The organism is Finegoldia sp. P1-F-LS (genome assembly GCF_052932205.1).
Genome location: NZ_JBRFJH010000015.1, coordinates 1 through 23,325, shown reverse-complemented (window position 1 = coordinate 23,325; position 23,325 = coordinate 1). Strand labels below are relative to the sequence as shown.

General features: G+C 30.5%; 20 protein-coding genes and 1 pseudogene. 19 read left to right on the top strand and 2 right to left on the bottom strand.

The features are described 5' to 3' along the window. From mobQ to ACU68Y_RS08725, 9 genes are all read left to right on the top strand, one after another. Nucleotides 1-1,640 (top strand): MobQ family relaxase (gene mobQ, locus ACU68Y_RS08765; protein WP_446755885.1); only part of this gene is annotated, 1,640 nt, incomplete at its 5' end. A 73-nt stretch (nucleotides 1,641-1,713) separates the two neighbouring features. After that, on the top strand, nucleotides 1,714-1,887 hold the full coding sequence (locus ACU68Y_RS08760; RefSeq protein WP_002841910.1) for a hypothetical protein: 174 nt from the start codon (nucleotides 1,714-1,716) through the stop codon (nucleotides 1,885-1,887). Between the two features lie 183 nt (nucleotides 1,888-2,070). Next, nucleotides 2,071-2,598 (top strand): DUF3801 domain-containing protein, encoded by a 528-nt coding sequence (locus ACU68Y_RS08755; RefSeq protein ID WP_446755886.1) that lies wholly within the window; start codon nucleotides 2,071-2,073, stop codon nucleotides 2,596-2,598. Nucleotides 2,599-2,700: 102 nt separating this feature from the next. After that, complete coding sequence (locus tag ACU68Y_RS08750; RefSeq protein WP_446755887.1) at nucleotides 2,701-3,444, top strand: phage replisome organizer N-terminal domain-containing protein; 744 nt, start codon at nucleotides 2,701-2,703, stop codon at nucleotides 3,442-3,444. A gap of 157 nt (nucleotides 3,445-3,601) precedes the next feature. Next, on the top strand, nucleotides 3,602-3,763 hold the full coding sequence (locus tag ACU68Y_RS08745) for a hypothetical protein (protein ID WP_021766409.1): 162 nt from the start codon (nucleotides 3,602-3,604) through the stop codon (nucleotides 3,761-3,763). A gap of 78 nt (nucleotides 3,764-3,841) precedes the next feature. Then, nucleotides 3,842-5,461, top strand: a complete 1,620-nt coding sequence (locus ACU68Y_RS08740; protein WP_111827357.1) for a recombinase family protein — start codon at nucleotides 3,842-3,844, stop codon at nucleotides 5,459-5,461. 701 nt (nucleotides 5,462-6,162) lie between these two features. Then, nucleotides 6,163-7,833, top strand: a complete 1,671-nt coding sequence (ltrA, locus tag ACU68Y_RS08735; protein ID WP_048943007.1) for a group II intron reverse transcriptase/maturase — start codon at nucleotides 6,163-6,165, stop codon at nucleotides 7,831-7,833. 133 nt (nucleotides 7,834-7,966) lie between these two features. Continuing rightward, on the top strand, nucleotides 7,967-9,295 hold the full coding sequence (locus tag ACU68Y_RS08730) for a helicase (RefSeq protein ID WP_446755888.1): 1,329 nt from the start codon (nucleotides 7,967-7,969) through the stop codon (nucleotides 9,293-9,295). 43 nt (nucleotides 9,296-9,338) lie between these two features. Then, complete coding sequence (locus tag ACU68Y_RS08725; protein ID WP_446755889.1) at nucleotides 9,339-9,995, top strand: DNA-binding protein; 657 nt, start codon at nucleotides 9,339-9,341, stop codon at nucleotides 9,993-9,995. Nucleotides 9,996-10,150: 155 nt separating this feature from the next. Here the strand turns inward: ACU68Y_RS08725 and ACU68Y_RS08720 are convergent, their stop codons facing one another. Then, a complete protein-coding gene (locus ACU68Y_RS08720; RefSeq protein ID WP_446755890.1) occupies nucleotides 10,151-11,482 on the bottom strand; it encodes a relaxase/mobilization nuclease domain-containing protein in 1,332 nt (443 codons plus the stop codon). Between the two features lies 1 nt (nucleotide 11,483). Continuing rightward, nucleotides 11,484-11,840: a plasmid mobilization protein gene (locus ACU68Y_RS08715; RefSeq protein WP_446755891.1), complete on the bottom strand. Its 357-nt coding sequence runs from the start codon at nucleotides 11,838-11,840 to the stop codon at nucleotides 11,484-11,486. 310 nt (nucleotides 11,841-12,150) lie between these two features. Between ACU68Y_RS08715 and ACU68Y_RS08710 the strand changes: the two genes are divergently transcribed. The 10 genes and pseudogenes from ACU68Y_RS08710 to ACU68Y_RS08665 all read left to right on the top strand — a co-directional run bounded on the left by ACU68Y_RS08710 (nucleotide 12,151) and on the right by ACU68Y_RS08665 (nucleotide 23,051). Next, entirely contained in the window at nucleotides 12,151-12,762 is a 612-nt protein-coding gene (locus ACU68Y_RS08710; protein WP_002836644.1) for a TetR/AcrR family transcriptional regulator, read from the top strand. 17 nt (nucleotides 12,763-12,779) lie between these two features. Continuing rightward, a pseudogene (locus tag ACU68Y_RS08705) lies at nucleotides 12,780-13,360 on the top strand (MptD family putative ECF transporter S component). Between the two features lie 24 nt (nucleotides 13,361-13,384). After that, entirely contained in the window at nucleotides 13,385-14,086 is a 702-nt protein-coding gene (locus ACU68Y_RS08700; RefSeq protein WP_002836640.1) for an energy-coupling factor transporter transmembrane component T, read from the top strand. Then, nucleotides 14,079-15,470: an ATP-binding cassette domain-containing protein gene (locus ACU68Y_RS08695; RefSeq protein ID WP_446755892.1), complete on the top strand. Its 1,392-nt coding sequence runs from the start codon at nucleotides 14,079-14,081 to the stop codon at nucleotides 15,468-15,470. Before ACU68Y_RS08700 ends, ACU68Y_RS08695 begins: the two co-directional genes overlap by 8 nt. A gap of 35 nt (nucleotides 15,471-15,505) precedes the next feature. Next, nucleotides 15,506-17,248 (top strand): ABC transporter ATP-binding protein, encoded by a 1,743-nt coding sequence (locus ACU68Y_RS08690; RefSeq protein ID WP_446755893.1) that lies wholly within the window; start codon nucleotides 15,506-15,508, stop codon nucleotides 17,246-17,248. Beyond that, nucleotides 17,245-18,978: an ABC transporter ATP-binding protein gene (locus ACU68Y_RS08685; RefSeq protein ID WP_412368033.1), complete on the top strand. Its 1,734-nt coding sequence runs from the start codon at nucleotides 17,245-17,247 to the stop codon at nucleotides 18,976-18,978. The genes ACU68Y_RS08690 and ACU68Y_RS08685 overlap by 4 nt, the downstream gene beginning before the upstream one ends. A 36-nt stretch (nucleotides 18,979-19,014) precedes the next feature. Then, on the top strand, nucleotides 19,015-20,364 hold the full coding sequence (locus ACU68Y_RS08680; RefSeq protein ID WP_071027536.1) for an MATE family efflux transporter: 1,350 nt from the start codon (nucleotides 19,015-19,017) through the stop codon (nucleotides 20,362-20,364). Nucleotides 20,365-20,683: 319 nt separating this feature from the next. Continuing rightward, on the top strand, nucleotides 20,684-21,094 hold the full coding sequence (locus ACU68Y_RS08675) for a sigma-70 family RNA polymerase sigma factor (RefSeq protein ID WP_446755894.1): 411 nt from the start codon (nucleotides 20,684-20,686) through the stop codon (nucleotides 21,092-21,094). A 435-nt stretch (nucleotides 21,095-21,529) separates the two neighbouring features. Then, nucleotides 21,530-21,739 carry an excisionase gene (locus ACU68Y_RS08670; protein WP_006700838.1) on the top strand — a complete coding sequence of 70 codons (210 nt, stop codon included), beginning with the start codon at nucleotides 21,530-21,532 and terminating at the stop codon, nucleotides 21,737-21,739. Between the two features lie 76 nt (nucleotides 21,740-21,815). Then, a complete protein-coding gene (locus ACU68Y_RS08665) occupies nucleotides 21,816-23,051 on the top strand; it encodes a tyrosine-type recombinase/integrase (RefSeq protein ID WP_019132791.1) in 1,236 nt (411 codons plus the stop codon). Nucleotides 23,052-23,325 lie beyond the last annotated feature (274 nt).

Sequence of the window (23,325 nt, the reverse complement as noted above, 5' to 3'; positions counted from 1 at the left end):
TGGCAGACAGTTTTCATTTTTCAGTAAACATAATATCAAGAGGAAAAGGCAAAAGTGCAGTAGCAAGTGCAGCATATATAAGTGGAGAAAAAATAAAAAATGAATGGGACGGAGTAACCCATGACTATACAAGAAAAGAAAAAGTATTAGTAAAAAATATAATATTGCCTGATCATATACCAAAAGAATTTAATGATAGGTCGACCTTATGGAATAAAGTAGAAATGGCAGAAAAAAATTCTAATGCACAACTAGCAAGACAATTCATAATAGGACTACCAAAAGAATTAACTTTAAGTGAAAATAAAAACCTAGTTGAAAGATTTATAAAAGAAAATTTAATATCACAAGGAATGATAGTAGATTATGCAATCCATGATGAGAGTCAAGACAAAAATGGAAATATCCATTGTCATATAATGACCATAATGCGACCCATAAATGAAAAAGGAGAGTTCTTAGCTAAGTCAAAAAAAGAATATATCCTAGATGAAAAAGGGGAAAAGATTTTAAACAAAAATGGAAAACCTAAAACAAGAAAAGTAGAACTAACAACCTGGAACGATAAAGGCAATGTAGAAAAATGGAGAGAAAATTTTTCAGACCTTTGCAATGAATATCTAGCAAAAAACAAGATAGAAAAAAGAGTAGACCATAGGAGTTTTAAAAGACAAAATTCAGATTATCTACCGACAATCCATTTAGGATCAGCAGCAAGTGCAATGGAAAGAAAGGGAATAGAAACTGATAAGGGAAACTATAATAGAGAAATAAGAAAATATAATGAACTTGTAAAAACAATAAAAGAAGAGATAAAAATATTAAAGGGTTGGATAGGAAATTTATTAGATAACCTATCTACTGCTTATGAAAAATTTAAGAATATAGAAAGAGATAAGGTAATAGACAACCCTAAACTTTTCAATCTAACAAATTATCTATTAACTTATTCAGAAATTCAAAAAGAAAAAAGTAAATATCTAAAAGGATATGCAAAAACTAATAAAGAAAAATATGACTTCAAAAAGCTAACAAGTGCATATAGTTATTTAAGAAAAAATGACATAGAAACCATAGGTCAGTTACAAACAAAAATAGAAAGTTTAAAGTCTAATAGTTATAGTCTAAATAAAAAAGCAAAGACAATCCATAAAGAAATAGAAGATGTAGAAAAGAAAATTCTATACTATGAAATCTACAAAGCCAAAAAAGGAGTTTATGAAGAATATCAAAAGAAAAACATATTCACAAAAGACACATTCTATAACAAACATAAGAAAGACATAGACCAATATAAAGTAGTAAGCGAGAAATTAAAAAAACTCCTATCAGATAAGGAAAAACTAAGTCTTAAAAAATGGAATGAAGAAAAAAGTCTTTTAATGGCAAATCTTGAAGAAATAAATAAAGAAAAAGACAAGATAAAAGATGAATACCAGGAAATTAATCATATAAAATATTCAGTAGATTTTGTAAACAAAGAATTAGGGATAGACTTATCCATAGAAATAGATAAGTTAATAAAACAAGGTGAAAAACCAAGTGTAATAGCACAGATTAAAAAATTCCAAGACCAAGTTATTAAAGATAATGAATACAGAGAAATGATGAAAAACAAGAAAATGGATCAAGAAAGATAAGACCTGGTAAAAATATCTTATCCAAGCTATAATATGACCAAGAAAATAAAGTCAGATTTAGGAGGTAATAGAGATGAATAAAAGACAAGAGCTAATAGATGAACTCATAAAAGCAGATCAAGACGGAACATACAAAACATATAAAAGCACAGAAGAAATAAAAGCGATGAACAATGAAGAAATACAGATTATATATTCCAACATGAAAAACTATCTATCAGACAAAAGGACACACACAAACTACTAAAGGTGGAAAAGCAAAATAAGAGCAGAAAAACAATAAAAGGTACAAAGACCTAAGAAAGATATAAAAACATCAAAATAAAGCATTCCACCACCAACAACAATAAAATAAAAACAATCAAAGGGAAGTATAGAAAAATTAAAGCCTATACTTCCCTTTTTTTAATTCAAACAAAGGAGAGAAAACATGATAAACGAAGAAATAAGCAAAGAAGCAGGTCAAGCAGCACAAACCATAATAACATACACAATAAAGGCAGCAAAAGAATCAATCAACTTAGACAAAGAAATAAGAAAAAAGATGAATGATACTTTAGAAAAAGCAAATGGAAACCTAAAAAGTCTTATGGGACGAGAAACAAAAATAAAAGACCTATACAAGAAAGGACAACTAGAAAATATAAGCATAGATCAAAGCGACCTCAAAGACTTAAAAAAAGAACTAAAGAAACTTGGAGTAAGTTTCTCAGTAATGAAAAACAAAGAAAACCAAAACTATGAAATATTCTTCCAAGCCAAAGACATAAAAGTAATGGAATATGCCTTTAAACAAGTCATAGCCAAAGAAAATAAAAAAGAAAAAGAAAGTATCCTAAAACAAATAAAAAAATACAAAAACCTATCCAATAACAAGGATAAGACAAAAGAGAAAGTCAAAAGAAAAGTAAAAGAAAAAGTAAAACCAAGCAAAAAAGATATGACCATAGAAATCTAAGGGAGTAACAAAAAGTTACACCCTTAAACAACCATAATAACAAGACTTCCGAAAAGCAGAAGTCCAGAATTTCGATTATCGAAAATCAAGAAAGGAGTAGATATGGCAACAAACAAAAGATATTATTGGATAAAATTGAAAGAAGAATTTTTCACAGACAAAAGGATAAAAAGATTAAGGAAAATATCGGGAGGAGATACCTACACGATAATCTACTTAAAACTTCTACTACTAAGCTTAAAAGATGAGGGCAAACTCTATTATGACGGAGTAGAAAGTGATTTTATAAAAGAGTTAGCACTAACCATAGATGAAACAGACGATGATGTAATGGTCACAGTTAATTATTTAATCAATCAAGGCTTATTAGAAGTTGTAACAGAAAATGATGAATACTATTTAACTGAAATACCAAGCCTAATAGGATCAGAAACAGCTTCTACAAGGCGTTCAAGAAAGTCTAGAGAATTAAAAATGTTGCAATGCAACACAAATGCAACACATAAGCAACAAAAGTGCAACGGAGAGATAGAGATAGAGAAAGATATAGAGATAGATAAAGATAGAGAGGGAGAGATAGAAAAAGATAAAAAGTCCACCCCCATTTTTTATGGAGAATTTAAAAATGTAAGGTTAAGCAAAGAAGAATATAAAAACCTTAAAGAAAAATTAAACTCACACACAGAAATAATGATAAATAAACTATCAAGATACATGAAAAGTAGTGGCAAGACCTATCAAAACCACTATGCGACAATCTTAAAATGGTATGAAGAAGATAAAGATAAACTAAGACAGAAAGGCTTAAATAAAAAAATGAACTATGATGTAGGAGAATCTTTATAGATAAAAAGAGGTGGAAAGCCACTATTAAAGACTTTAAGTCTAAAAAGGTATCAAAGTATGCCAGAGATAATAAAAATGTAAATATGACACTTAAAAGGCGATTAGAAAATTAAAAATCTAATCGCCTTTTTTTATTGCAACAAAATGGAGGAATTACATGGAATTAAAAAAGAAAAAACGAAGTAGAAAAATCAACTATGAAATAAAGCGAGTATATGTAGGGAAAAAGCCGATTGAAGAAGTATTTGAAGATATTATCGAACATGTTGTCGAAAGAAATTTAGAAAAAGACAGAGAAAATAAACAAACGCAAGCGTAAGTATTGATTGACTAAACGGGAGTATTTTAGTATAATTAAATTATTGAGATAGTCCTGTTTAGGGAAAGGAGATTGAAATTGGGCAGGACTAAAAAATATGTAGCAGGACTTTATTGTAGACTATCAAAAGACGATGGAAACTCAGTTGAGAGTATGAGTATATGGTCACAAAAAGTAATGTTAAAACAATTTGCAGAAAGTAACAGTATAGCCATTTATGATTATTATGTAGATGATGGTTATTCGGGGACAAACTTTGAAAGACCATCATTTAAGAAGATGATTACTGATATTGAAAACGGAAAAATAAATTGTGTTATAACAAAAGACTTATCAAGGTTAGGAAGAAACTATCTTCAAAGTGGAGCATATATCGAAATGTACTTTCCACAAAAGAACATAAGATATATTGCAATAACAGATGGTATAGACACATTAAATAGCAATCAAAATGATATTATGCCATTTAAAAACATTCTCAATGAGATGTACGCAAAGGATACTTCCAAAAAAGTTAAAAGTGCAATTCAAAGTAGAATGAGAGAGGGAACATATATAGGCTCTAAAGCTCCATTTGGTTATCTAAAAGACCCTAATAATAAACGCAGATTAATCATAGATGAGAAAACTAAACCTATAATAGAACTCATTTATAAATTATGTTTAGAGGGTAAGGGTACTCAACTTATTAGCCAGGAGTTGATGAAGAGAAAAATTCCAAGACCAAGTGCTTTTGTTGAAAATGCTGAAAAGCTTTATGGTCTAACAGAAGAAAATAAATATCAATGGTCACATAGAATGGTGTTAAATGTTTTACGAGATCCAGTTTACTGTGGAAATATGGCAAGAAATAAAAGACCTACCTTATCATTTAAGAACTCAAAAAGAATGTATATTCCTAAAAGTGACTATATTTATGCTAGAAATACCCACGAGGGAATAGTCAGCGAGGAAGTATGGGAACAAGTTCAAACAATGGTCGATAAGAGGAAGTGTAACAATAAAAAGGGACTCTATTATGACAACATTTTTCAAGGACTTGTAAGATGTCCTAAATGTGGTTATGCATTGACACCAAAAACTGATTATAGGCTTAAAAAGAAAGAACTCATAGACTTTGTTCACTTTTCTTGCTCCACATATAAAAAATATGGAGTAAATGCTTGTTCATCACACAGAATTGAAGCTAGGGATCTATATAATATTGTTCTTGAAGATATACAATATCATGGAAGTATGGCACTATCTGCTAAAGAGGACTTTGTCGAAAAGATAATAGAAAAGATTGAAGTAGAAAAAATTGACGAGGGAAAAGAACTATCTAACAAGCTGGAGCTTAAAAAGAACCAATTAGCAGAATTAGATAGAAGCTATGAACAGTTATATGAAGATAGGTTAGAGGGAAATATAACCGAAAGAAACTTTAATCTAATGAATGTGAGTATATCTAAAAAACAAGACAAGTTAATCGAGGAAATCAAAGTCTTAGAGGGCGATATAGAAGTATCTTTTGAAACTGAAGATAACTACAAGAAATTCATGGATAATATTAGCAAGTATGCTAAGATAAAATCGCTAAACAGATATATTTTAAATCAAATAATAGATAAGATATATGTCTATGACAAGGAAGAAATAGACGGTCAAATTAGCCAAAAGGTTGAAATTCACTACAAGTTTATAGGTAAATTAAATTGACCACTTCGGACTACTCACCAGACCTAGAGCAAAGAAGTGGTAGAATTGTTCGCCAAGGTAATGAAAATGATAAGGTAAATATATTTAGATATGTAACAGAGAACACCTTCGATGCGTATTTATGGGTGCGACATGAAGTCGCTTAATTTAACCGTTTGGCATGATGACCAAACCAACTATTCCGATAGTTGAGCCGAATATCGACTGCACTTAGGTGTGGTAAGCCGATATTAAAGTAACCCTACTTGAGGTAAAACCGTGAGGGAATACCGAAACTGCCAGCAACAAGGTGGTTAGGGAGCGAGGCTTGATAATATGGCTAACATATGTGAACTACTGATAAATGTCGTTAAGGCGAACAGGCTAAAGTTGCTGATAAGCCTGAACCAAAATGGTGTGTAGTCGGATAATCCTTTCCATAGTGGGATTACGCGGACAAAAAGACTACCGGCAGAGAGGTAGAGCCTAAGTTATCAATGTTAATTAAGTGAAACATGGTAAGCCTGTACTATTGCCAAAAGGCAAGGCAAATCGTAAGAAATGCTGATAATGGTGCAGGTAAAGGAAAATGGAAAAAGCGAATGCCATCTTGTAATGAGATGGATAGGGGTTCGAAATTTGCCCTAACTCGAAAGAGTGCAGACTTCCATTTGGTTTTTAATCACAAGAGAACTTGTAGAATTTTTGAAAGGAGAAAGCAAATGAACAGTAAAATGTGTGCTACTACTAACAGAGCTAAAAACTGGGAAAGTATAGACTTTTCTCTAGCAGAAAGCTATGTTAAAAAACTACAAATGCGTATTGTGAAAGCGTGGAAAATGAGTAAATATGGAAAGGTAAAATCTTTACAACATTTACTCACAACTTCATTTTATGCAAAAGCCTTGGCTATTAAGAGGGTAACTGAAAATCAAGGCAAGAAAACAAGTGGTGTTGATGGTGAATTATGGCTAACATCACAGGCAAAGTATAAGGCGATAGAAAAGTTAAATTTAAGAGGATATAAACCTAAGCCTCTTAAAAGAGTGTATATACCAAAGAAAAATGGGAAGAAAAGACCTCTCAGCATTCCTACAATGACAGATAGAGCAATGCAAACCCTATATAAATTTGCACTTGAACCCATAGCAGAAACTACTGCTGACCCTAATTCTTATGGATTTAGGGCAAAAAGATGTACACAAGATGCTATCGAGCAGTGTTTTACATCACTCAATAAAAAGAAATCTGCAAAATGGGTACTTGAGGGAGATATAAAAGGTTGTTTTGATAATATAAGTCATGAATGGATATTAAATAATATCCTAATGAACAAGAAATTATTAAAACTCTGGCTTGAGTGTGGATATATAGAAAAACAAAAACTATTTCCAACAGAAACAGGAAGCCCCCAAGGCTCGCCAATATCACCTATTATTTCCAATATGGTATTAGATGGTTTAGAAAAAGCAATCAAAGAGAAATACCATAGAAGAACAGTAAATAAGAAAACATATTTCCCAAAGGTTAACTTTGTTAGATATGCAGATGATTTCATCGTTACAGGGGAAAGTGCAGAATTGCTCGAAAATGGTGTAAAGCCAATCATTGTAAAATTCTTGGCTGAAAGAGGTTTAGAATTATCAGAGGAAAAGACACTCATAACACACATAAATGACGGTTTTGATTTTCTTGGAGTTAATATTAGGATGTATAAAGATAAGTTGCTTACAAAACCATCTGATAAGAACTTCAAGGCTATTGTCGATAAAATTAGACGAATCATAAAATATAATCCGTCAATGAAACAAGAAATTTTGATTAGAAAATTAAATCCAATCATTATAGGTTGGGTAAACTATCAGAAATATAATGTTTCATCTAAAGCCTTTGAAAAACTTGATTATGAAATATATAAAAGCTTGTGGACCTGGTGCGTTCGTAGACACCCAAAGAAAGGTAGAAAATGGATAGCTAAGAAATACTTCCATACCATTGGAAATAGAACCTGGACTTTCAGTGTAGCAACTGGCGACAGAATGGAAAATGGCGAGAAATACTATCTCCGTCTTAAATATGCTACAGACACTGATATTAAAAGATTTACCAAGATACAAGCTGAAGCAAATCCATTTGATGAAAATTGGCAAATATACTTTGAAGAAAGAGAAGAGTTAAAAATACGAAACGAACTTAAAGGACGTACAGTTATAAATAGACTGTATAAAACGCAAAATGGAATATGCCCTGTTTGTGGAGAGAAAATAACTATTGATACAGACTTTAGAGTACATCAAACAATTCAAAATAACATTACCCTTAAAACTTTAGTACACCCTTGGTGTCATAGAAAATTGCATATAAATGATGAAGAAAACACGCTGGCTCTTTAATTAGGGCTTATAAAAACTTGAGCCGTGTGAGGGGAAACTCTCATGCACGGTTCTTAGAGGGGAAAGGGATAGTAATATCCCCGACCTACTCGACCAGACAATAGAAAATAAGCAAAAATTCATTTCTCAAATTATGACTTCAAAAACTCCAGTAAGAGTTGCAGAAGATGTTGATGAAGCAAGCCTATCTTATTCAGAAATTAAGGCTTTAGCTACGGGTAATCCTCTAATTAAAGAAAAGATGGATTTAGATAACGAAGTTACAAAGCTAAAAATGCTGGAAGCAAACTACAAGTCTAATAAATACAAGCTTGAAGATAAGGTAAATAAAATTTATCCTCAAAGTATTTTAAAAACTGAAATGGAAATAAAAGCAGTTAAAGAGGATATTGCAAGTGTTGAAAAATTAGGAGAAGGAGATAACAAATTCACTTTAATCAGTCTTGGAGAAAATAAAATTTTAGATAAGAAAGAAGCTGGTGAGAAGCTATTAGAAGAAATAAAAAAGGTAAAAATAAATGATAGCAAGATCATTGGTAAATATAGAAATTTAGACTTACAAGTTTCATATAACTTTATGACTAATACTCACACCTTTAAACTCCTAGGAAAAGCAGAATATTTTGGAGAGTTTTCAAACTCTACTGATGGTAATATAACAAGACTTGATAATGCAATTGAAAAAATGCCTTCAAGACTTGAGAGGTTAAATCAAAACCTTGAAAACTATAAAGAATCTTTAGAAAATGCCAAGGTAGAATTAACCAAACCATTTGAAAAAGCAGATGAGTTAAGGGATAAGACTCTAAGACTAGCTGAAATTAATAAACTTTTAGATATGGGAGAAGTAGAAGAATTAGAAAACCAATCGCCACTATTAGAAGATTTAAAGAGGGCGATAGTTGATTATTCTAACTACGAGTTTTCAGAATCTAATAGTTATGAAGACTTTGACAAACTATACCCTGATTTAAGCCATATAGGACTTGCCTATACAGAAACACCTGATGGTAAGCATTCGATTCAATATGAGGTAAATTTGGAAGAAAAAACATGGACTCAGTATGTAGATAATGTAGCTATTAGAACAGAATCTTTTGTAGAGGAAGATATATCTAACTCACAAGCTATTAAAGATATGACCGAAGCCATAAAGATGTCAAGTTTTGACGATCTGGTATCAGTAGATGAAGAAGATTTAAAACAAGCTTTAGGCTTGGAAATAGATGATGATGGAAACTTCTATGATCCACTAGCAAAAGATCTTGACAATGATGGAATACCAGATAGGTATGACAATGATTTTAAAGATAGTGATTATTTTGAATCAACTTATGATGTAGAGGATAATCTTCACGCAAGGGAAGAGAAACCATCAATATTGGGGCAAATATCAAAATTCAAATCAGAAGAAGAAAAAGATAAAAATCAAGAAAAAAACGAAAAAGGACAAGAAAGGTAGAGGGGAGCGAAAGGCTCTCCTTATTTAGTACAAGGAGGAAACTATGGAATACAAAGATATTAGAGAAAACTTAGAAGAAATGATGAATGATAACTACAAGGATTTTATAAAAGCACTTGTGAGCATAGAAAAAGGTGTTAATGATGAAAAGGCACTTGAAGAAGTCTATGTTTTATGTATGAACAATGACACAACAGGTCTACTAAGTGATGACTTTGACTATATGATTGATGATATGAAAGAACAAGGTAAGATTGTTGAAAATGTCAGTGATATTGAAGAAAAAGATGATCTTATTAATCTTGTCGGTAATATAGCAGGCAAAGTAGAAAATCTTGAAAGAGAAAATGCAAATGGAGAAAAGTTTAAAGTAAGTAATTTTTCAATTGTTTCAAAAGATGACGATGGAAATAAGGTTTATACGAATTGTTCAGCTTATGGAGATAAGACAAAAGAATTAGAAAATCTTAAACAAGGAGATTTTGTTAAAATATTTGGACAAGTAAAAACAAGCATTGATAACAACGGGAAAGAACATAAAAATGTTCGTATTTTGTCTTCTAAGCTCTTAAAAGCAAAAGAACAAGTAAAGAGTCAAGATAAAGATAAAAAGTCCATATTAGGGCAAATAAAAAGCTTTAAGACGGACGATAAAACTAAATCTAAAAAGAAAGATCATAGCAAAGGTGAAGAGAGGTAAATAAAGGCAGTCTTCGGACTGCCTTTATTTTTTTTGCTCATTTAAAGTGATATATCAAGTAATAGAAAATAACTTATAGCTAATGTTATAATTAAATTAAAGAGGAGGTTTCTATACACAAAATTTTACACAGTCTTTTATCCGATTATATCTTTTTATCTCTCCACTTCCTTTCCATAATAATTTTCATAATTTTTCCTATACTGAACAAGGTCAGAAAATTGTTCTTTATTCAAAGAATACTCTTGCATAAGGGTGTTCTTTTTTTCTTGTAATTTATCGAGTTTGGATAGTATTTCTTTTGTATTTGGTAGTTTTTTATAATTTTCTAAAATCTCTTTAGCTGCTATTTTATAGACGGAAAGTTCACTATAATATTCTTCTGCAAAATGCTTATCTTCAGGATTTTTCTTGTGGTATTTATATATTTCACGATACTTATTTATAATATTTATATTTTCCATATCTTGAGATAAACTCTTCATTTCAACTTCAATTTTCTTTATTTTATATAACAAGTCTTGTCTATCATCAGCAGATTTTTTGATTAGATCATCGAGTTGGGTAATTGAATTAATGCCCTGCTCTCGAAGTTTAATTATTGAATCAGCCATTGTTTTGATATTATGTTTTCTTGCCCAAACTTCATAGCCTTTAGAGGATTGAGCTTTTTTATTAGTAGATATATCAATAACATTTCCTACACGCTTTTTAATAGGATTAGCTTTATTTTTGATAGCTAAATCTATTCTTTCTTTAATTTTATCTTCAGTATAATCCTCTCCGATAGTCTTTGCTCTTGTAAATCTTTGCTTATCTTTATGACGAAAAGCAATGTGTTTACCAAACTTAATTTCATAATCAAGAGATTTCATATTTTCTAAAAACTCTTCCCACGAGTTAGACTTATTAATCATTCTATCTATATCAAATTGCAGTTTAGACTTCCAAGAATTTCCTTTCTTATTTTGGTCATATTCGTACCAAGACTTACCAGCAGTTTTATATTTTCTTTTGTAAGCTTCATAATATTCATCAATGACTGAAAGCTTATTTTCTTTACATAATTCATCACTTTGATACCTAATTTTGTGGTAAGATTTTTTGTTAGATTGGTAGCATTTACCAGTCTTGTAATTAACATTATTAAAAATAATATGGTTATGAATATGCCCTCTATCTATATGAGTTGCAAGAACAAATTCATAATCTTCTTTTAAAATTTTCTTACATAATTCCATTCCAATTTCGTGAGCTTTTATAGGATCAACCTCTCCTGGTAGAAAAGATTGGATTAAATGTCTAGCCAAAACTGTACCTTTAGTATCATTGTCTTCTCGTGTTTTTATAAACTGAATATGGGCAGTAGATGGATGACATTTAAATGAAGAAACCAAGACTTTTTCATCAGTTTTTTCACTCTTGGTTATATAATCTATTGCCAAATTTAGAGTTGATTTTATAGGATGTATTTTTGTAATTGCCATACTAATCACCAGAACTTTCTTTTGATTTATTAAGAAGTAGGGAATGGATCTGCCATATTTCTCTTGATAATTTTTCTATCTGCTTATTCATAGATTCAATTTCATTTTTGTAAATAACACCATTTGTATTAGTAGCTTTTGCAATCTGGTTTATATTATTTGTTGCATTTGAAAGTAGCCATTGTAAGTTTCTAAATGGTTCTAAATCTACAACATAAATTTCTTTTTCTAATACACATTTCCTAAGAAAGTGGGACATGGTTTTGCAATTTGCAAGTTTCATTTTCTTTTCAAAAATTTCCTTTTCTTCCTTAGTTAATTTTATTTCTATTCTTTCATTTCTAAATCTATTTGCCATTTTATTCTCCTTTATAAAATATATTTCGGGGTCTTAGGGTTCTCCCTAACAAGGTAAAAATTAAAAAATGGAGCATTCCGTAAAGGTCTGCTCCATTAATTTTTTCGTAAGTGTCCGTACACTTACTGTGCTTGCTATTAAAGTTATAAGCGTTAAGCGTTTATTCAGTTTTATTAATTATACCGCATTTAAATAAATTAATTAAGAAGTATACGGTAGAGTAGAGCAAAATTTATAATTTGATTGATATTGAAAATATTTTTCAATTAAGATATAATAAAAACCGAGGGAATCCTCGGAAAATAATCGAATGATTGGAGGTATTTTATTGAAAGATAAGGAAACAAAAGTTGGTCAAATTAGAAAAAAAGAAATTCGAGATGCAGCAATGAGATGTTTTTTGAATAAAGGATTTCAGAATACAACAATGGAAGATGTGATTAAAGAAGTTGGCATGAGCACAGGTGGTGTCTATCATCATTATAAAAGCACAGCTGAAATGCTTAAAGATTTAATGCTTGATGGAAATCAGTATAGAAATAATTTAATTGATAATTATTTAGAAGCTCACATAGGTCAAGATAAATATGAACAGATGAGTGAAATTTTAGTGGATAAGTGTCTACCAGATACAGATATTACTAAGGTTTATTCTCTTTTATTACAATCAAAAAAATATAATGAAGATTTAGAAAAGATGTTTCAAGATTTGAAAACAGAAACAGTAAATCAATTAGATTCAATATCTAATAAATTAGGAATTGATTCAAAGATTTTTGAAGATGGTTTTTTAGTAAATTATATAAATGGAATGATATTAAGCTCGCAAGTTCTTAATGCAAGAGATTCATATGATGAGAATAGGAAATATCTAAAAGATACAATTTTAAATTATATTTTAGATTTAGAAAAAAATAGATAACTAAGGAGGTTTCAGAAATGAATAAAAAATTAGAAGTTAGAGATTTAATTATGTTGGTTTGTTTGCAGTACTTGGGTTTATTTTTATGCTAATAGGCTCATTTACAGCTATGGTTCCTGTTTTGATGCCAATTGTTCCCTTAGTACAGGGAATTTTAGTTGGACCTAGTAACATGCTTTTTTCAACAAAAATTAAGAAGCCAGGAATGCTTTTTATTCAAACAATGCTAATATCTTTAGCTTATGTCATCATGGGTCATGGTCCATGGGCACTTTTAACAGGAGCAATTGCAGGATTTATTGGAGAAATAATATTAAAATCAGGCTCTTATGACAGTAAAGGAAAATCTAGATTAGCATTTTCTTTTTCAAGTCTTTGCACTTTAGGAAACTATGTTCCGATTATCATCTCAAGAAATGAGTATGCACAAGGGCTTTTAAATCAAGGTTATAATCAAGAATTTATTGACACAATGATGAAAGTTATGCCTGATTGGATTTTAATAGTTATGGCTATTTTAGGATTTATTGGTGCTTTTGTAGGTTGTAGCTTAGGAATTGTGTTTTTGAAAAAACATTTTTCAAAAATTGGTAAGTAAGAATTAGGGAGCGGGTTATTAGATATGATAAGGATAGATTTTAGAGCAAAATTATTTTTAATGATGGTTATTTCTTTTATTATGACAATTGGAAATATTCAAAGCCTAAATCCTATATATTATGTATTAATATGTATGCTCCCTACTTTTTTATTATTTTTATCTGGACATATAAAATCCGGGATTAAATCAATCATACTTTTTATAATATTGAATATTATAGAAATTAATATTAGGGAATTAAATGATTCTATAATATTATCACTTATACACATAGTTATAATTATAATAAAAAGAGTTTTTGCACCTATGGTTATGGGAAATTATATAATTTTAACAACTAGTGTAGGAGAAGCAATTTGTTCATTAAAAAAGGTGAAGTGTCCTGATCAGATAGCCATTCCTGTTGCGGTTATGGTTAGATATTTTTATGCAACAAGAATTGAGTATAGACAAATAAAACAAGCTATTTATTTGAGGGGTATAAGTTTTAGGAAATTTTTAAAGAATCCTATTTTATTAATTGAATATAGGATAATCCCACTATTGATGACCCTATCAAATTCTGCTGATGAATTGACAGTAGCTTCATTAACTAAGGGTCTTGCTGTCAATCAAAATAGATCAAATATTAGAGAAGCAAAGTTAACATTTGCTGACTATTTAATTTTTTTTGTTTCTATTTTAGTTTTATTTTTTTATATAAGAGGAAGAAAATATGCTTAAAATAAGAAAGCTTGATTTATCTTTTGATGATGAAAATATCTTAAAAAATCTAAATTTTGAATGTAAAGCTGGTGAAATTACAGTTATTACAGGACATTCTGGATGTGGAAAAAGCACACTATTAAAAGCAATTAATGGAGTAATACCTGAATACCTTGATGCTAATATTAATGGAGAAATAAAATATAACAGCCTAGATTTACTTAGTAAAAATATATTTGAAAGATCATGTATTATTTCAAATGTATTTCAAAATCCAAAATCTCAATTTTACTGTATGAATTCCACTGAGGAGTTAGCCTTTCAGCTAGAAAATAGAAATACTGACAAGTCAGAGATAATCAATAGAATAAAGAAATACTCAAAACTCTTAAATATAGAATACTTATTAGACAAAAATATATTTGATTTATCTGGTGGAGAAAAGCAAATGATAGCACTTGCAGCTTGTGCAATTTCTGAAAATGATATTATTTTATTAGATGAACCATCTTCATCATTAGATAATGAATCTATAGAAAGGTTAAAAGAAGCCTTAGTGAAATTAAAAGAATTAAATAAGATAATAATTGTTGTGGAACATAGATTATTTTATTTAAAAGATATAATGGATAGGCTCTGTATTATTGATAATGAGTCTTTAAATTCATACGAAAAAGAAGATTTAAATGATTATAATTTGAATGCTATTGCAGAAGGATATGGACTTAGAACATTTAATAAAATAGAGAAAAGTGATTTAGAGATTAATAAATATTATAAAGTGAATTTATTAGATGATAAAAATAATTTTAGCAATGGAGATTTATCATGTCATAATTTTAAGAAAAAATATGAAAAGAATAAAATCTTTGACTTTAGTATTTCCTTTAATAAGGGAGTAAATTTTATCATTGGAAAAAATGGAATAGGGAAAAGTACTTTCATTAAATTATTGACCGGTACTACAAAAGGTCACGGAGATGTATTTGTTAATCAAAAAAAAGTTACAAAACAAAATAAAGAAATTTTTATGGTAATGCAAGATCCAAGCTCTCAGCTTTTTACAGAAAATGTATTATCGGAAGTATCAACAGTAAGTGAAGATACAAGCCTAAATGAAAAAATGTTGGAAAAGATGGGATTATTATCAAAGATTGAAAAACATCCTCAAAGTTTATCGGGAGGAGAGAAGCAAAGATTGTTGATTGCTATAGCAAGGCTTAGTAATAAACCTATTATTATCTTAGATGAGCCTACAAGTGGATTATGTAAACCACAGATGAATACATTAATTAATTTCCTACACGATATGGAGAGAGAAGGAAAACTCATTATAATTATTACACACGATTATGAGTTTATAAAAAACTGTGATGGTACAATATATGAATTTCTAAAATAAAATGCAAATGGATACAATTATGGAGGTGTTAAATTATGAAAGAAAAAAGTCCTGCTGTAATATTGTGGGAGCTTGCAAAAAAGGAACATTCAAAGTTAAAAACATCTGTATTTATAGCGAGTATCGGTGTTATTGCAGGGATTATTCCATATATTTCAGCAAGTCGTATTTTAGTTGAATTGTTAAAGGGAAATGAGAATTTTAAAATTTATTTCTTATGGTTAGGAATAGGATTGTTATCCTACATCTTAAAATCATTTTTATACTCTACGGCGTTATCTGTATCTCATAAAGCGACTTTTAGTGTATTGAAAGATATTCGCTTGAGAATGATTGATAAACTTCCGAAGATGCCTTTAGGAGAAATAATCTCTGTTCCAAGCGGAAACTTTAAGCAGATTATAGTGGATCAGGTTGAAAGTATGGAGAAACCGCTCGCTCACCTGTTGCCTGAAATGACATCGAATCTCTTAGGTTCTTTGAGTATATTTATTTACTTATTATTTCTTGATTGGAGAATGGCTCTTTTATCATTAGTATCCATTCCTGTGGGGATGCTTTTTATGGGACTCGTAATGAAAAATTATGCTGTTCAATATGAAGGATCTGTAAAGGTAAATCGAGAAATGAATTCTGCAATTATTGAGTATGTTAATGGAATAGAAGTGATAAAAACATTTAATCAAGACAAGAGATCGTACGCAAAGTACAAAGATAAAGTCATTGCAAATGCAAGATACTTTTATGAATGGATGAAGAGTTGTCAGTTACCTGTATCTTTATCTAAAAACATATCTCCTACTACAATGATCACAGTGCTTCCATTTGGTTGGTATTTCTACATTAGCGGCAGTTTAAGTGCAGAAGTATTTATATCTGTAATTATTCTATCTTTAGGTATTGCAGGACCTTTACTTGAAACAATCAATTTTGTTGATGGTCTTGCTAAGATAGGGACTATTGCAAATTCTATTAACTTAATTTTAGAAGGAAAAGAACAAAAGCATTCTGATAGAGAAGTGACTATCCAGCAATATAATATTGATTTACAAAATGTAAAGTTTGGATATGAAGAAGAAAAAGAAATTCTTCATGGAATATCCCTAAACATAAAAGAAGGGACAACAGTGGCTTTTGTTGGGCCAAGTGGAAGTGGCAAGTCAACTTTAGCAAAATTAATAGCTGGATATTGGGATAGCATGGAAGGAAATATAAATATTGGTGGACACAATCTTAAGGAAATTCCATTAAAGCAATTATATAGTTTGACCGCCTTTGTTTCTCAGGATAATTTTTTGTTCAACGAAAGTATTAGGGAGAATATAAGAATGGGCAATCCAAGTGCCAGTGATAAAGAAGTAGAAGACATTGCTAAGAAATCGGGTTGTCATGATTTTATTATGAAAATGGAACATGGTTACGATACGGTTGTCGGAAGTAGTGGGAGCCATGTTTCTGGTGGAGAAAGGCAAAGAATATCAATAGCGAGAGCAATGCTCAAAAATGCACCTATTGTAATACTTGATGAAGCTACTTCATATATAGATCCTGAAAATGAAGTGATTATAAAGCAAGCTTTATCAAAGCTTATAAAAGATAAAACGGTGATTATTATTGCTCATAGGTTATCAACTATAACAGATGCAGAACAAATATTCTTAATTGAGAATGGAGAGCTTGTTTCACATGGTAAGCATGAAGAACTTATGGAAGATTCTGAGTTATACCAAAAGATGTGGAATGCTCATATTGGAGTAAAGGATGGTGAAATAAAATGATAAGTGCCTTAAAGAAAATTTTAGATTTCTCAGGTGATGAGAAGAAAAATGTATACCATTCTATATGGGTAAGTTTCTTGTTTGCAATTTTTCACATGCTCCAAATCAGTGCAATATACATTATTGTTAAAGCTATTGTTGAAAAAGATATGAGTATGACACCTGCATGGATTGCTTTGATACTTCTTGTTATAAGCATAGTTGGCAGAAGTGTTGCAAATTATTATTCACAGTTACAGCAATGCCATGCAAGTTATTTTATGGTGGCAAATAAAAGAGTTGCAATAGGTGAAATGCTCAAAAAAATACCTATGGGATTCTTTAATGAAAATAATATTGGTGAAATCGTTGGAATTTCTACAACTGTTTTGGAAGATGTAGAAAATACTGCGGCAATGGTTATGGTAAATACCTTATCTGGTTTTATTAACACAATAATTTTTACAATAATGATTTTGGCTTTTGAATGGAGGATCGGTCTTATTGTTACAATTGGATGCTTGTTGTACTTATTAATTCTTTCAAAAATGGAAAACAAGTCAAGAAATGTTCTTCCTAAAAGACAAGTGGCATCGGCAAAATTAGTTGACACTATTTTAGAACAAATAGGTGGAATGGCTGTTATAAAATCCTTCAATTTAACAGGGAAAGGAGATGAAAAAGTCAGAGATGCTATTGAAAATAGTAGAAAAATAAATCTTGATTGTGAAAAACTGTTTACACCTTATACGATTTTGCAAAATATTCTTTTGGATTTGTTTAGCATTTTGATAATAGGTGCAGGTATTTTCTTTTATATTAATGGAGAACTTTCATTCTTAAATACAGTTATGACGATTATAATTTCTTTTCTTGCTTTTTCTCAAATAAAATTGGCAGGAAGTGCAACAACCTCTCTCAGAGTTGTTAGTGGATCTATTGAACAAACAAAGAAGTTAGAGGAATTTCCAAAGATGGATATTGATGGAAAAGACATAAAGCCTACTACTTTCGATATTTCTTTTGATAATGTAGAGTTTTCATATTCAGGCAAAAAAATCCTTGATGATATTTCGGTCAAGATACCACAAAAACAAATGACAGCTATAGTTGGGCCTTCAGGAGCTGGAAAAACTACATTTTGTAATTTGATAGCTAGATTTTGGGATGTAGAGAAAGGAGAAATCAGCATAGGTAAACATAATATTAAAGAATATTCATTGGAGTCATTAATGAGACAAATTAGTATGGTTTTTCAAAATGTTTATTTATTTCAAGACACTATTGAGAACAATATAAAGTTTGCCAAGCCAGATGCTACTCATGAGGAAGTTATAGAAGCTGCAAAGAAAGCGTGTTGTCATGAATTTATTATGAAGCTTCCTGAACAATATGAAACAGTTATAGGAGAGGGAGGTGCAAGTTTATCTGGTGGAGAAAGACAAAGAATATCTATAGCAAGGGCTATGATAAAAAATGCTCCGATTATTATTTTTGACGAAGCTACTGCAAATGTAGACCCTGAAAATGAGGATAAACTACAGATTGCTATGGAAGAACTTACAAGAGATAAAACTGTAATAATGATTGCACACAGACTAAAAACCATAAAAAATGCAAATCAAATTCTTGTCTTGGCTAATGGAAAGATAACGCAACAAGGTACACATGAAGAACTTATTCAAGTTGATGGTATCTACAAAAAATTTGTTGAAGCAAGACAAGTGGCAGCAAAGTGGCAGTTGTCATAAGTTATAAAAATATTGAAAACAACTGGAGGAAGTCATATGGGAAAACAAGATATGAAAACACAACTTTTAACCAAAAGTCCTAAAGATTTATTGTTTCAGTTAGCTATTCCGGGAATTATAGGAATGGTAGTTATAGGGCTATATCCATTTATGGACGGAATTTTTGCTGGATGGATTATTGGAGACTATGCAATGTCTGCTATTAGTATATCCATGTCCTTAACAATAATAAATGGTGGAGTATCAGCACTTATTGGAGTTGGTAGTGCATCAATATTATCAAGGGCGATTGGAAAGGGAGATAAAGAAACAACTGACAAGATATTTGGAAATTTTTGTTATTGGGTAATTTTATTCTCTATAGTTATCACAATATTAGGTTTGATATTTGCACCTAATTTTTTGGATTTAGTAGGAGCAAAGGGGAATATTAAAGAACTTGGAGTCAGATATTTAAGAGTAGTTTTTTTTGGCTCCATATTTGTTAATTTTGCTCAAGCCGGAAATATGACAATGCGTGGTGAAGGTGCATTAAAGCAATCCATGATTATTATGGGGGTAGGAGCAATATTAAACATTATTTTAGATCCCATTTTCATGAAGTTAATGGGAGAATATGCGATTGAAGGGGCAGCTATTGCAACTGTAATCTCTCAAATTGTGCAAGCTATATTAACCTTCCGCTATTTTTCAAAGAAAAGTGCTTTTGTGGGGATTCATAAAATCCAAAAGAGTAAGGATATTTCCAGTGAAATGTTTAGCATAGGAAGTTCTGCAATGATGATGCAAATTTTGTTTGCAGTACAACAAACATTCTTGTTTAAGCAAGCTTTCGCATACGGTGGAGATAATTGGGGAATTTTAATGGCTGCTACAATGAGATTGTATATGTTCTCCTTTATTCCTCTTTGGGGAATGAGCCAAGGTTTACAGCCTGTTATTGGGGCAAATTTCGGAGCAAAGCAATATAAAAGAGTAAAAGATACAATGAAGGTTTTTATGTACGGAGCAACTATTCTTGCAGCTCTTTCATGGATACCATCGATGTTTTATTCAGAAAAATTACTATCACTATTCAGTGTAAGAAGTGAAATCATAGAAGCTGGTGTTATGAATTTCAAGATGTTTTATTCCACATTTATTTTGTATGGAATTATGATAATGACACTTACATTCTTTCAATCTATTGGAGATGGGAAAAAAGCAAGCATGATTGTAATGCTTAGACAACTGATTTTGTTTATTCCGGCTATATTATTGCTTCCAAAGTTTTTTGGAGCAAGTGCAGTTTGGTGGGCTGAACCTATTGTAGATTTTAGTATGATTATGTTGGGACTGTTTTTAATGCTTAATGGACTTAGGAAAATGGGAAAAGACAAAGCGTAAATACAAGGACATTTGATATAAAAGCGAAAATAATCAAAAGAGGCTGTAGGTATGGATGCTATTTATCTATAATGAACGGAGGGAAAGGGAGATGAACAAGTGTATAAGTTACCTTGTAGAATTGAAATGGAATAAAAATACTCCTTTTTTCTATAATTCTTGTAGTTGTCTGTCTTTACATTTTCTCGTCTAAACAATTAAATATAGTAAAAGAAAGAACGGATTTCTTTCATTTCAGAGGACTTCTTATGCCAAGATGCAGGAGTCCTCCTTTTTTGTCTGAAAAACAAATAGACAAAAAAGAAATGGAGGAAACTTTATGGCAAAAGAGTATTACCTTTATGTCAACGGACAAAGGGTTAAAGTCAGCGAGCAGATATACAAAGTCTACTGGCAAGAAAGAGAACACGAAAAATATTTAGAGCAGGTGGACAAGAAAAACCACTTGCTATTTTTTTCGTCTCTAAATCACGATGGGAATTTTGAAGATAATCTAGAAGATAAAAATGTTGATGTTGAAAAAGTTGTAGCTACACAAATGATGATTGAAGCACTAAGAAATGCAATGTCAAAGTTAAATAAAGATGAACGGGAAATAATTGAAAGATTATATTTCAATGATGAAACACTTCGTGCAGTAGCAAAGACTCAAAATATATCACATCCTGCTTTAATAAAAAGACGAGATAAGATTTTAGAAAAACTAAAGAAATTTATAGAAGAAATATAATTTCTGGTTACCAAAGAGGGCAAATTTTCCTTTATAAAGTGAGGGGAGTTTTGTCCTCTTTCTATTTTAAAAGAAATTTAAACAATATTTGAACCTTAACAATTGAATAGACCAAGACAAGACATTAATCATTTTTGGAGCGTAATAACCTATCCGTCAAGATCTTTCTGCTGAAAAATTCGGCAAAACAAGTACTGCTATGCTAAAAGCAAGGGAAGAAGAAAGTGAGCGATAAGTAAGAGTTTGAATATAGGGAGGGATACCCTATTCGCTACGAAGAAAATGAGGATAATGATACTTCTAAGGTTGAAGCCGGCTCATCCTGAACAGAGGCGGAGGTGAGATTCCTATGTTGCTAATCCAAGGCACTTGTCAATGTCAAAAAACTTTAAAAATATTAAAATAAATATTTTAAATATATTATTTGGAGGATTTATGATTAACGAAAATATAAAAGGTGTTCGTGTTTCTGAGAAAGCATTTCTAACATTAAAAGAAGCATCTGAATATTTTAATATTGGTCAAGATAAAGTTAGACAATTAACGGATGAAGATGATTGCGATTTTGTATTATTTAATGGTAGTAAGCGTCTTATTAAGAAAAAGTTAATGGAAGAATATTTAAATAGACAGTTCTCTATTTAATCTAAACTATATATAAAACACGCTTAATGCGGTATAATAATTATAGCGTGTCTTTTATCAAAAAAGGAGAATTTTTATGGTAAAAAGACGCAAAGATAGTAAAGGGGTTGTTTTAAAAGACGGTGAATATCAAAGGTCAAATGGCACTTATGAATTTAAGTGGCAAGACAAAATAGGTCGTAGAAAATCTATCTATGCGAAAACTCTAAAAGAATTAAGAGAAAAGGAATTAGATATTTTACGCAATACTATAGATGGAATCAACAACGAAGGAAGTAGCTTGTCTGTAAATGATACTTTTAAGCTATGGACAAAGGTTAAAAGAGGTTTAAAGGATAATACCTTTAAAAATTACATCTATATGTATCAACAATTTGTAGAACCGACTTTTGGTCGCATTAAACTATCTGATATTAAAAGATCTGATGTTAGAAGTTTTTATAACAGATTAAAGGAAGATCAGGGATTGATGGTTTCTACCATAGATTGTGTTCATACTGTCTTACATCAGGTATTAGAATTGGCAGTGGATGACGAATATATAAGGTTTAATCCGTCTGACAATGCTTTGAAGGAATTGAAAGTAGCTTATCGAAATGAATCTCCGAAGAAAAAAGCCATGACAATAGAAGAACAAGTGCTATTTGAAGAATATTTATCTAATAGTGATGAATATAAAAAATGGTATCCAATATTCATTGTTATGCTTTGGACAGGAATGAGAGTTGGAGAAGTTACAGGATTGCAATGGGACGATCTAGATTTTGATAATGGTCTTATAAATGTAAATAGGACTTTGGTATATTATAGTAAAGGTAAAGGATTAAACAATAGATATGCTATTAATACACCGAAGACAGCATCAGGTAAGCGAAGTATTCCTATGGTTCAAAAAGTAAAAGATGCTTTTCTTATGGAAAGAGAGTTACAAAAGACTTTTGGAATCGAATGTTGTGATTCAATCGATGGATTTAAAGACTTTGTATTTTTAAATAGATTCGGAAAGGTTCATAATAATGGAACACTTAATAAAGCTTTAAGAAGAATTGTTAGAGATTGCAATTTAAGTATAATGGATAAAAATAAATCGAACTCTAATGATATTCTATTAGTTCCACATTTAAGCAATCACATTTTCAGACACACCTTTACTACAAGGCTTAATGAACAAAATATAAATACAAAAGCAATGCAGTCTATTCTAGGTCATTCTGATATTAGTACAACAATGGATATATATGTAGATGCAACAGAAGATTTTAAGATAGAACAGATGGGAGAATTTGAAAAAGCGATGAAATTTATATTTTAGAATTTACGACAGCTTACGACAAATTTACGACAATTTGCTAGAAATCTATAGGCACTTATAGAGAGTTAGCAAATTGTCGTAAATGGAAAAGTACCATAAAATAGACTTTTATAGAGATTTAGACAATTATCTAAAGTAGAGGGGATTTTCCCAACAATGAAGCCAGTTGGAAATAATTCTTCTGATAGTTCAAAAGATGGTGAAGACAATACAAAAGCTAAGAAATTAGACTTATCAAAAGTAAAAGTTGAACCATTATTTGAAGATTTTGTAG

What these genes read in the sequence shown, in the direction of transcription:
- ACU68Y_RS08755 (WP_446755886.1), top strand. Translation starts at nt 2,071, where the DNA reads ATGATAAACGAAGAAATAAGCAAAGAAGCAGGTCAAGCAGCACAAACC.
- ACU68Y_RS08690 (WP_446755893.1), top strand. Translation starts at nt 15,506, where the DNA reads ATGAAAGAAAAAAGTCCTGCTGTAATATTGTGGGAGCTTGCAAAAAAG.
- ltrA (WP_048943007.1), top strand. Translation starts at nt 6,163, where the DNA reads ATGAACAGTAAAATGTGTGCTACTACTAACAGAGCTAAAAACTGGGAA.
- ACU68Y_RS08720 (WP_446755890.1), bottom strand. Translation starts at nt 11,482, where the DNA reads ATGGCAATTACAAAAATACATCCTATAAAATCAACTCTAAATTTGGCA.
- ACU68Y_RS08680 (WP_071027536.1), top strand. Translation starts at nt 19,015, where the DNA reads ATGGGAAAACAAGATATGAAAACACAACTTTTAACCAAAAGTCCTAAA.
- ACU68Y_RS08665 (WP_019132791.1), top strand. Translation starts at nt 21,816, where the DNA reads ATGGTAAAAAGACGCAAAGATAGTAAAGGGGTTGTTTTAAAAGACGGT.
- ACU68Y_RS08760 (WP_002841910.1), top strand. Translation starts at nt 1,714, where the DNA reads ATGAATAAAAGACAAGAGCTAATAGATGAACTCATAAAAGCAGATCAA.
- ACU68Y_RS08725 (WP_446755889.1), top strand. Translation starts at nt 9,339, where the DNA reads ATGGAATACAAAGATATTAGAGAAAACTTAGAAGAAATGATGAATGAT.
- ACU68Y_RS08675 (WP_446755894.1), top strand. Translation starts at nt 20,684, where the DNA reads ATGGCAAAAGAGTATTACCTTTATGTCAACGGACAAAGGGTTAAAGTC.
- ACU68Y_RS08670 (WP_006700838.1), top strand. Translation starts at nt 21,530, where the DNA reads ATGATTAACGAAAATATAAAAGGTGTTCGTGTTTCTGAGAAAGCATTT.
- ACU68Y_RS08730 (WP_446755888.1), top strand. Translation starts at nt 7,967, where the DNA reads ATGACTTCAAAAACTCCAGTAAGAGTTGCAGAAGATGTTGATGAAGCA.
- ACU68Y_RS08750 (WP_446755887.1), top strand. Translation starts at nt 2,701, where the DNA reads ATGGCAACAAACAAAAGATATTATTGGATAAAATTGAAAGAAGAATTT.
- ACU68Y_RS08695 (WP_446755892.1), top strand. Translation starts at nt 14,079, where the DNA reads ATGCTTAAAATAAGAAAGCTTGATTTATCTTTTGATGATGAAAATATC.
- ACU68Y_RS08700 (WP_002836640.1), top strand. Translation starts at nt 13,385, where the DNA reads ATGATAAGGATAGATTTTAGAGCAAAATTATTTTTAATGATGGTTATT.
- ACU68Y_RS08710 (WP_002836644.1), top strand. Translation starts at nt 12,151, where the DNA reads ATGATTGGAGGTATTTTATTGAAAGATAAGGAAACAAAAGTTGGTCAA.
- ACU68Y_RS08715 (WP_446755891.1), bottom strand. Translation starts at nt 11,840, where the DNA reads ATGGCAAATAGATTTAGAAATGAAAGAATAGAAATAAAATTAACTAAG.
- ACU68Y_RS08745 (WP_021766409.1), top strand. Translation starts at nt 3,602, where the DNA reads ATGGAATTAAAAAAGAAAAAACGAAGTAGAAAAATCAACTATGAAATA.
- ACU68Y_RS08685 (WP_412368033.1), top strand. Translation starts at nt 17,245, where the DNA reads ATGATAAGTGCCTTAAAGAAAATTTTAGATTTCTCAGGTGATGAGAAG.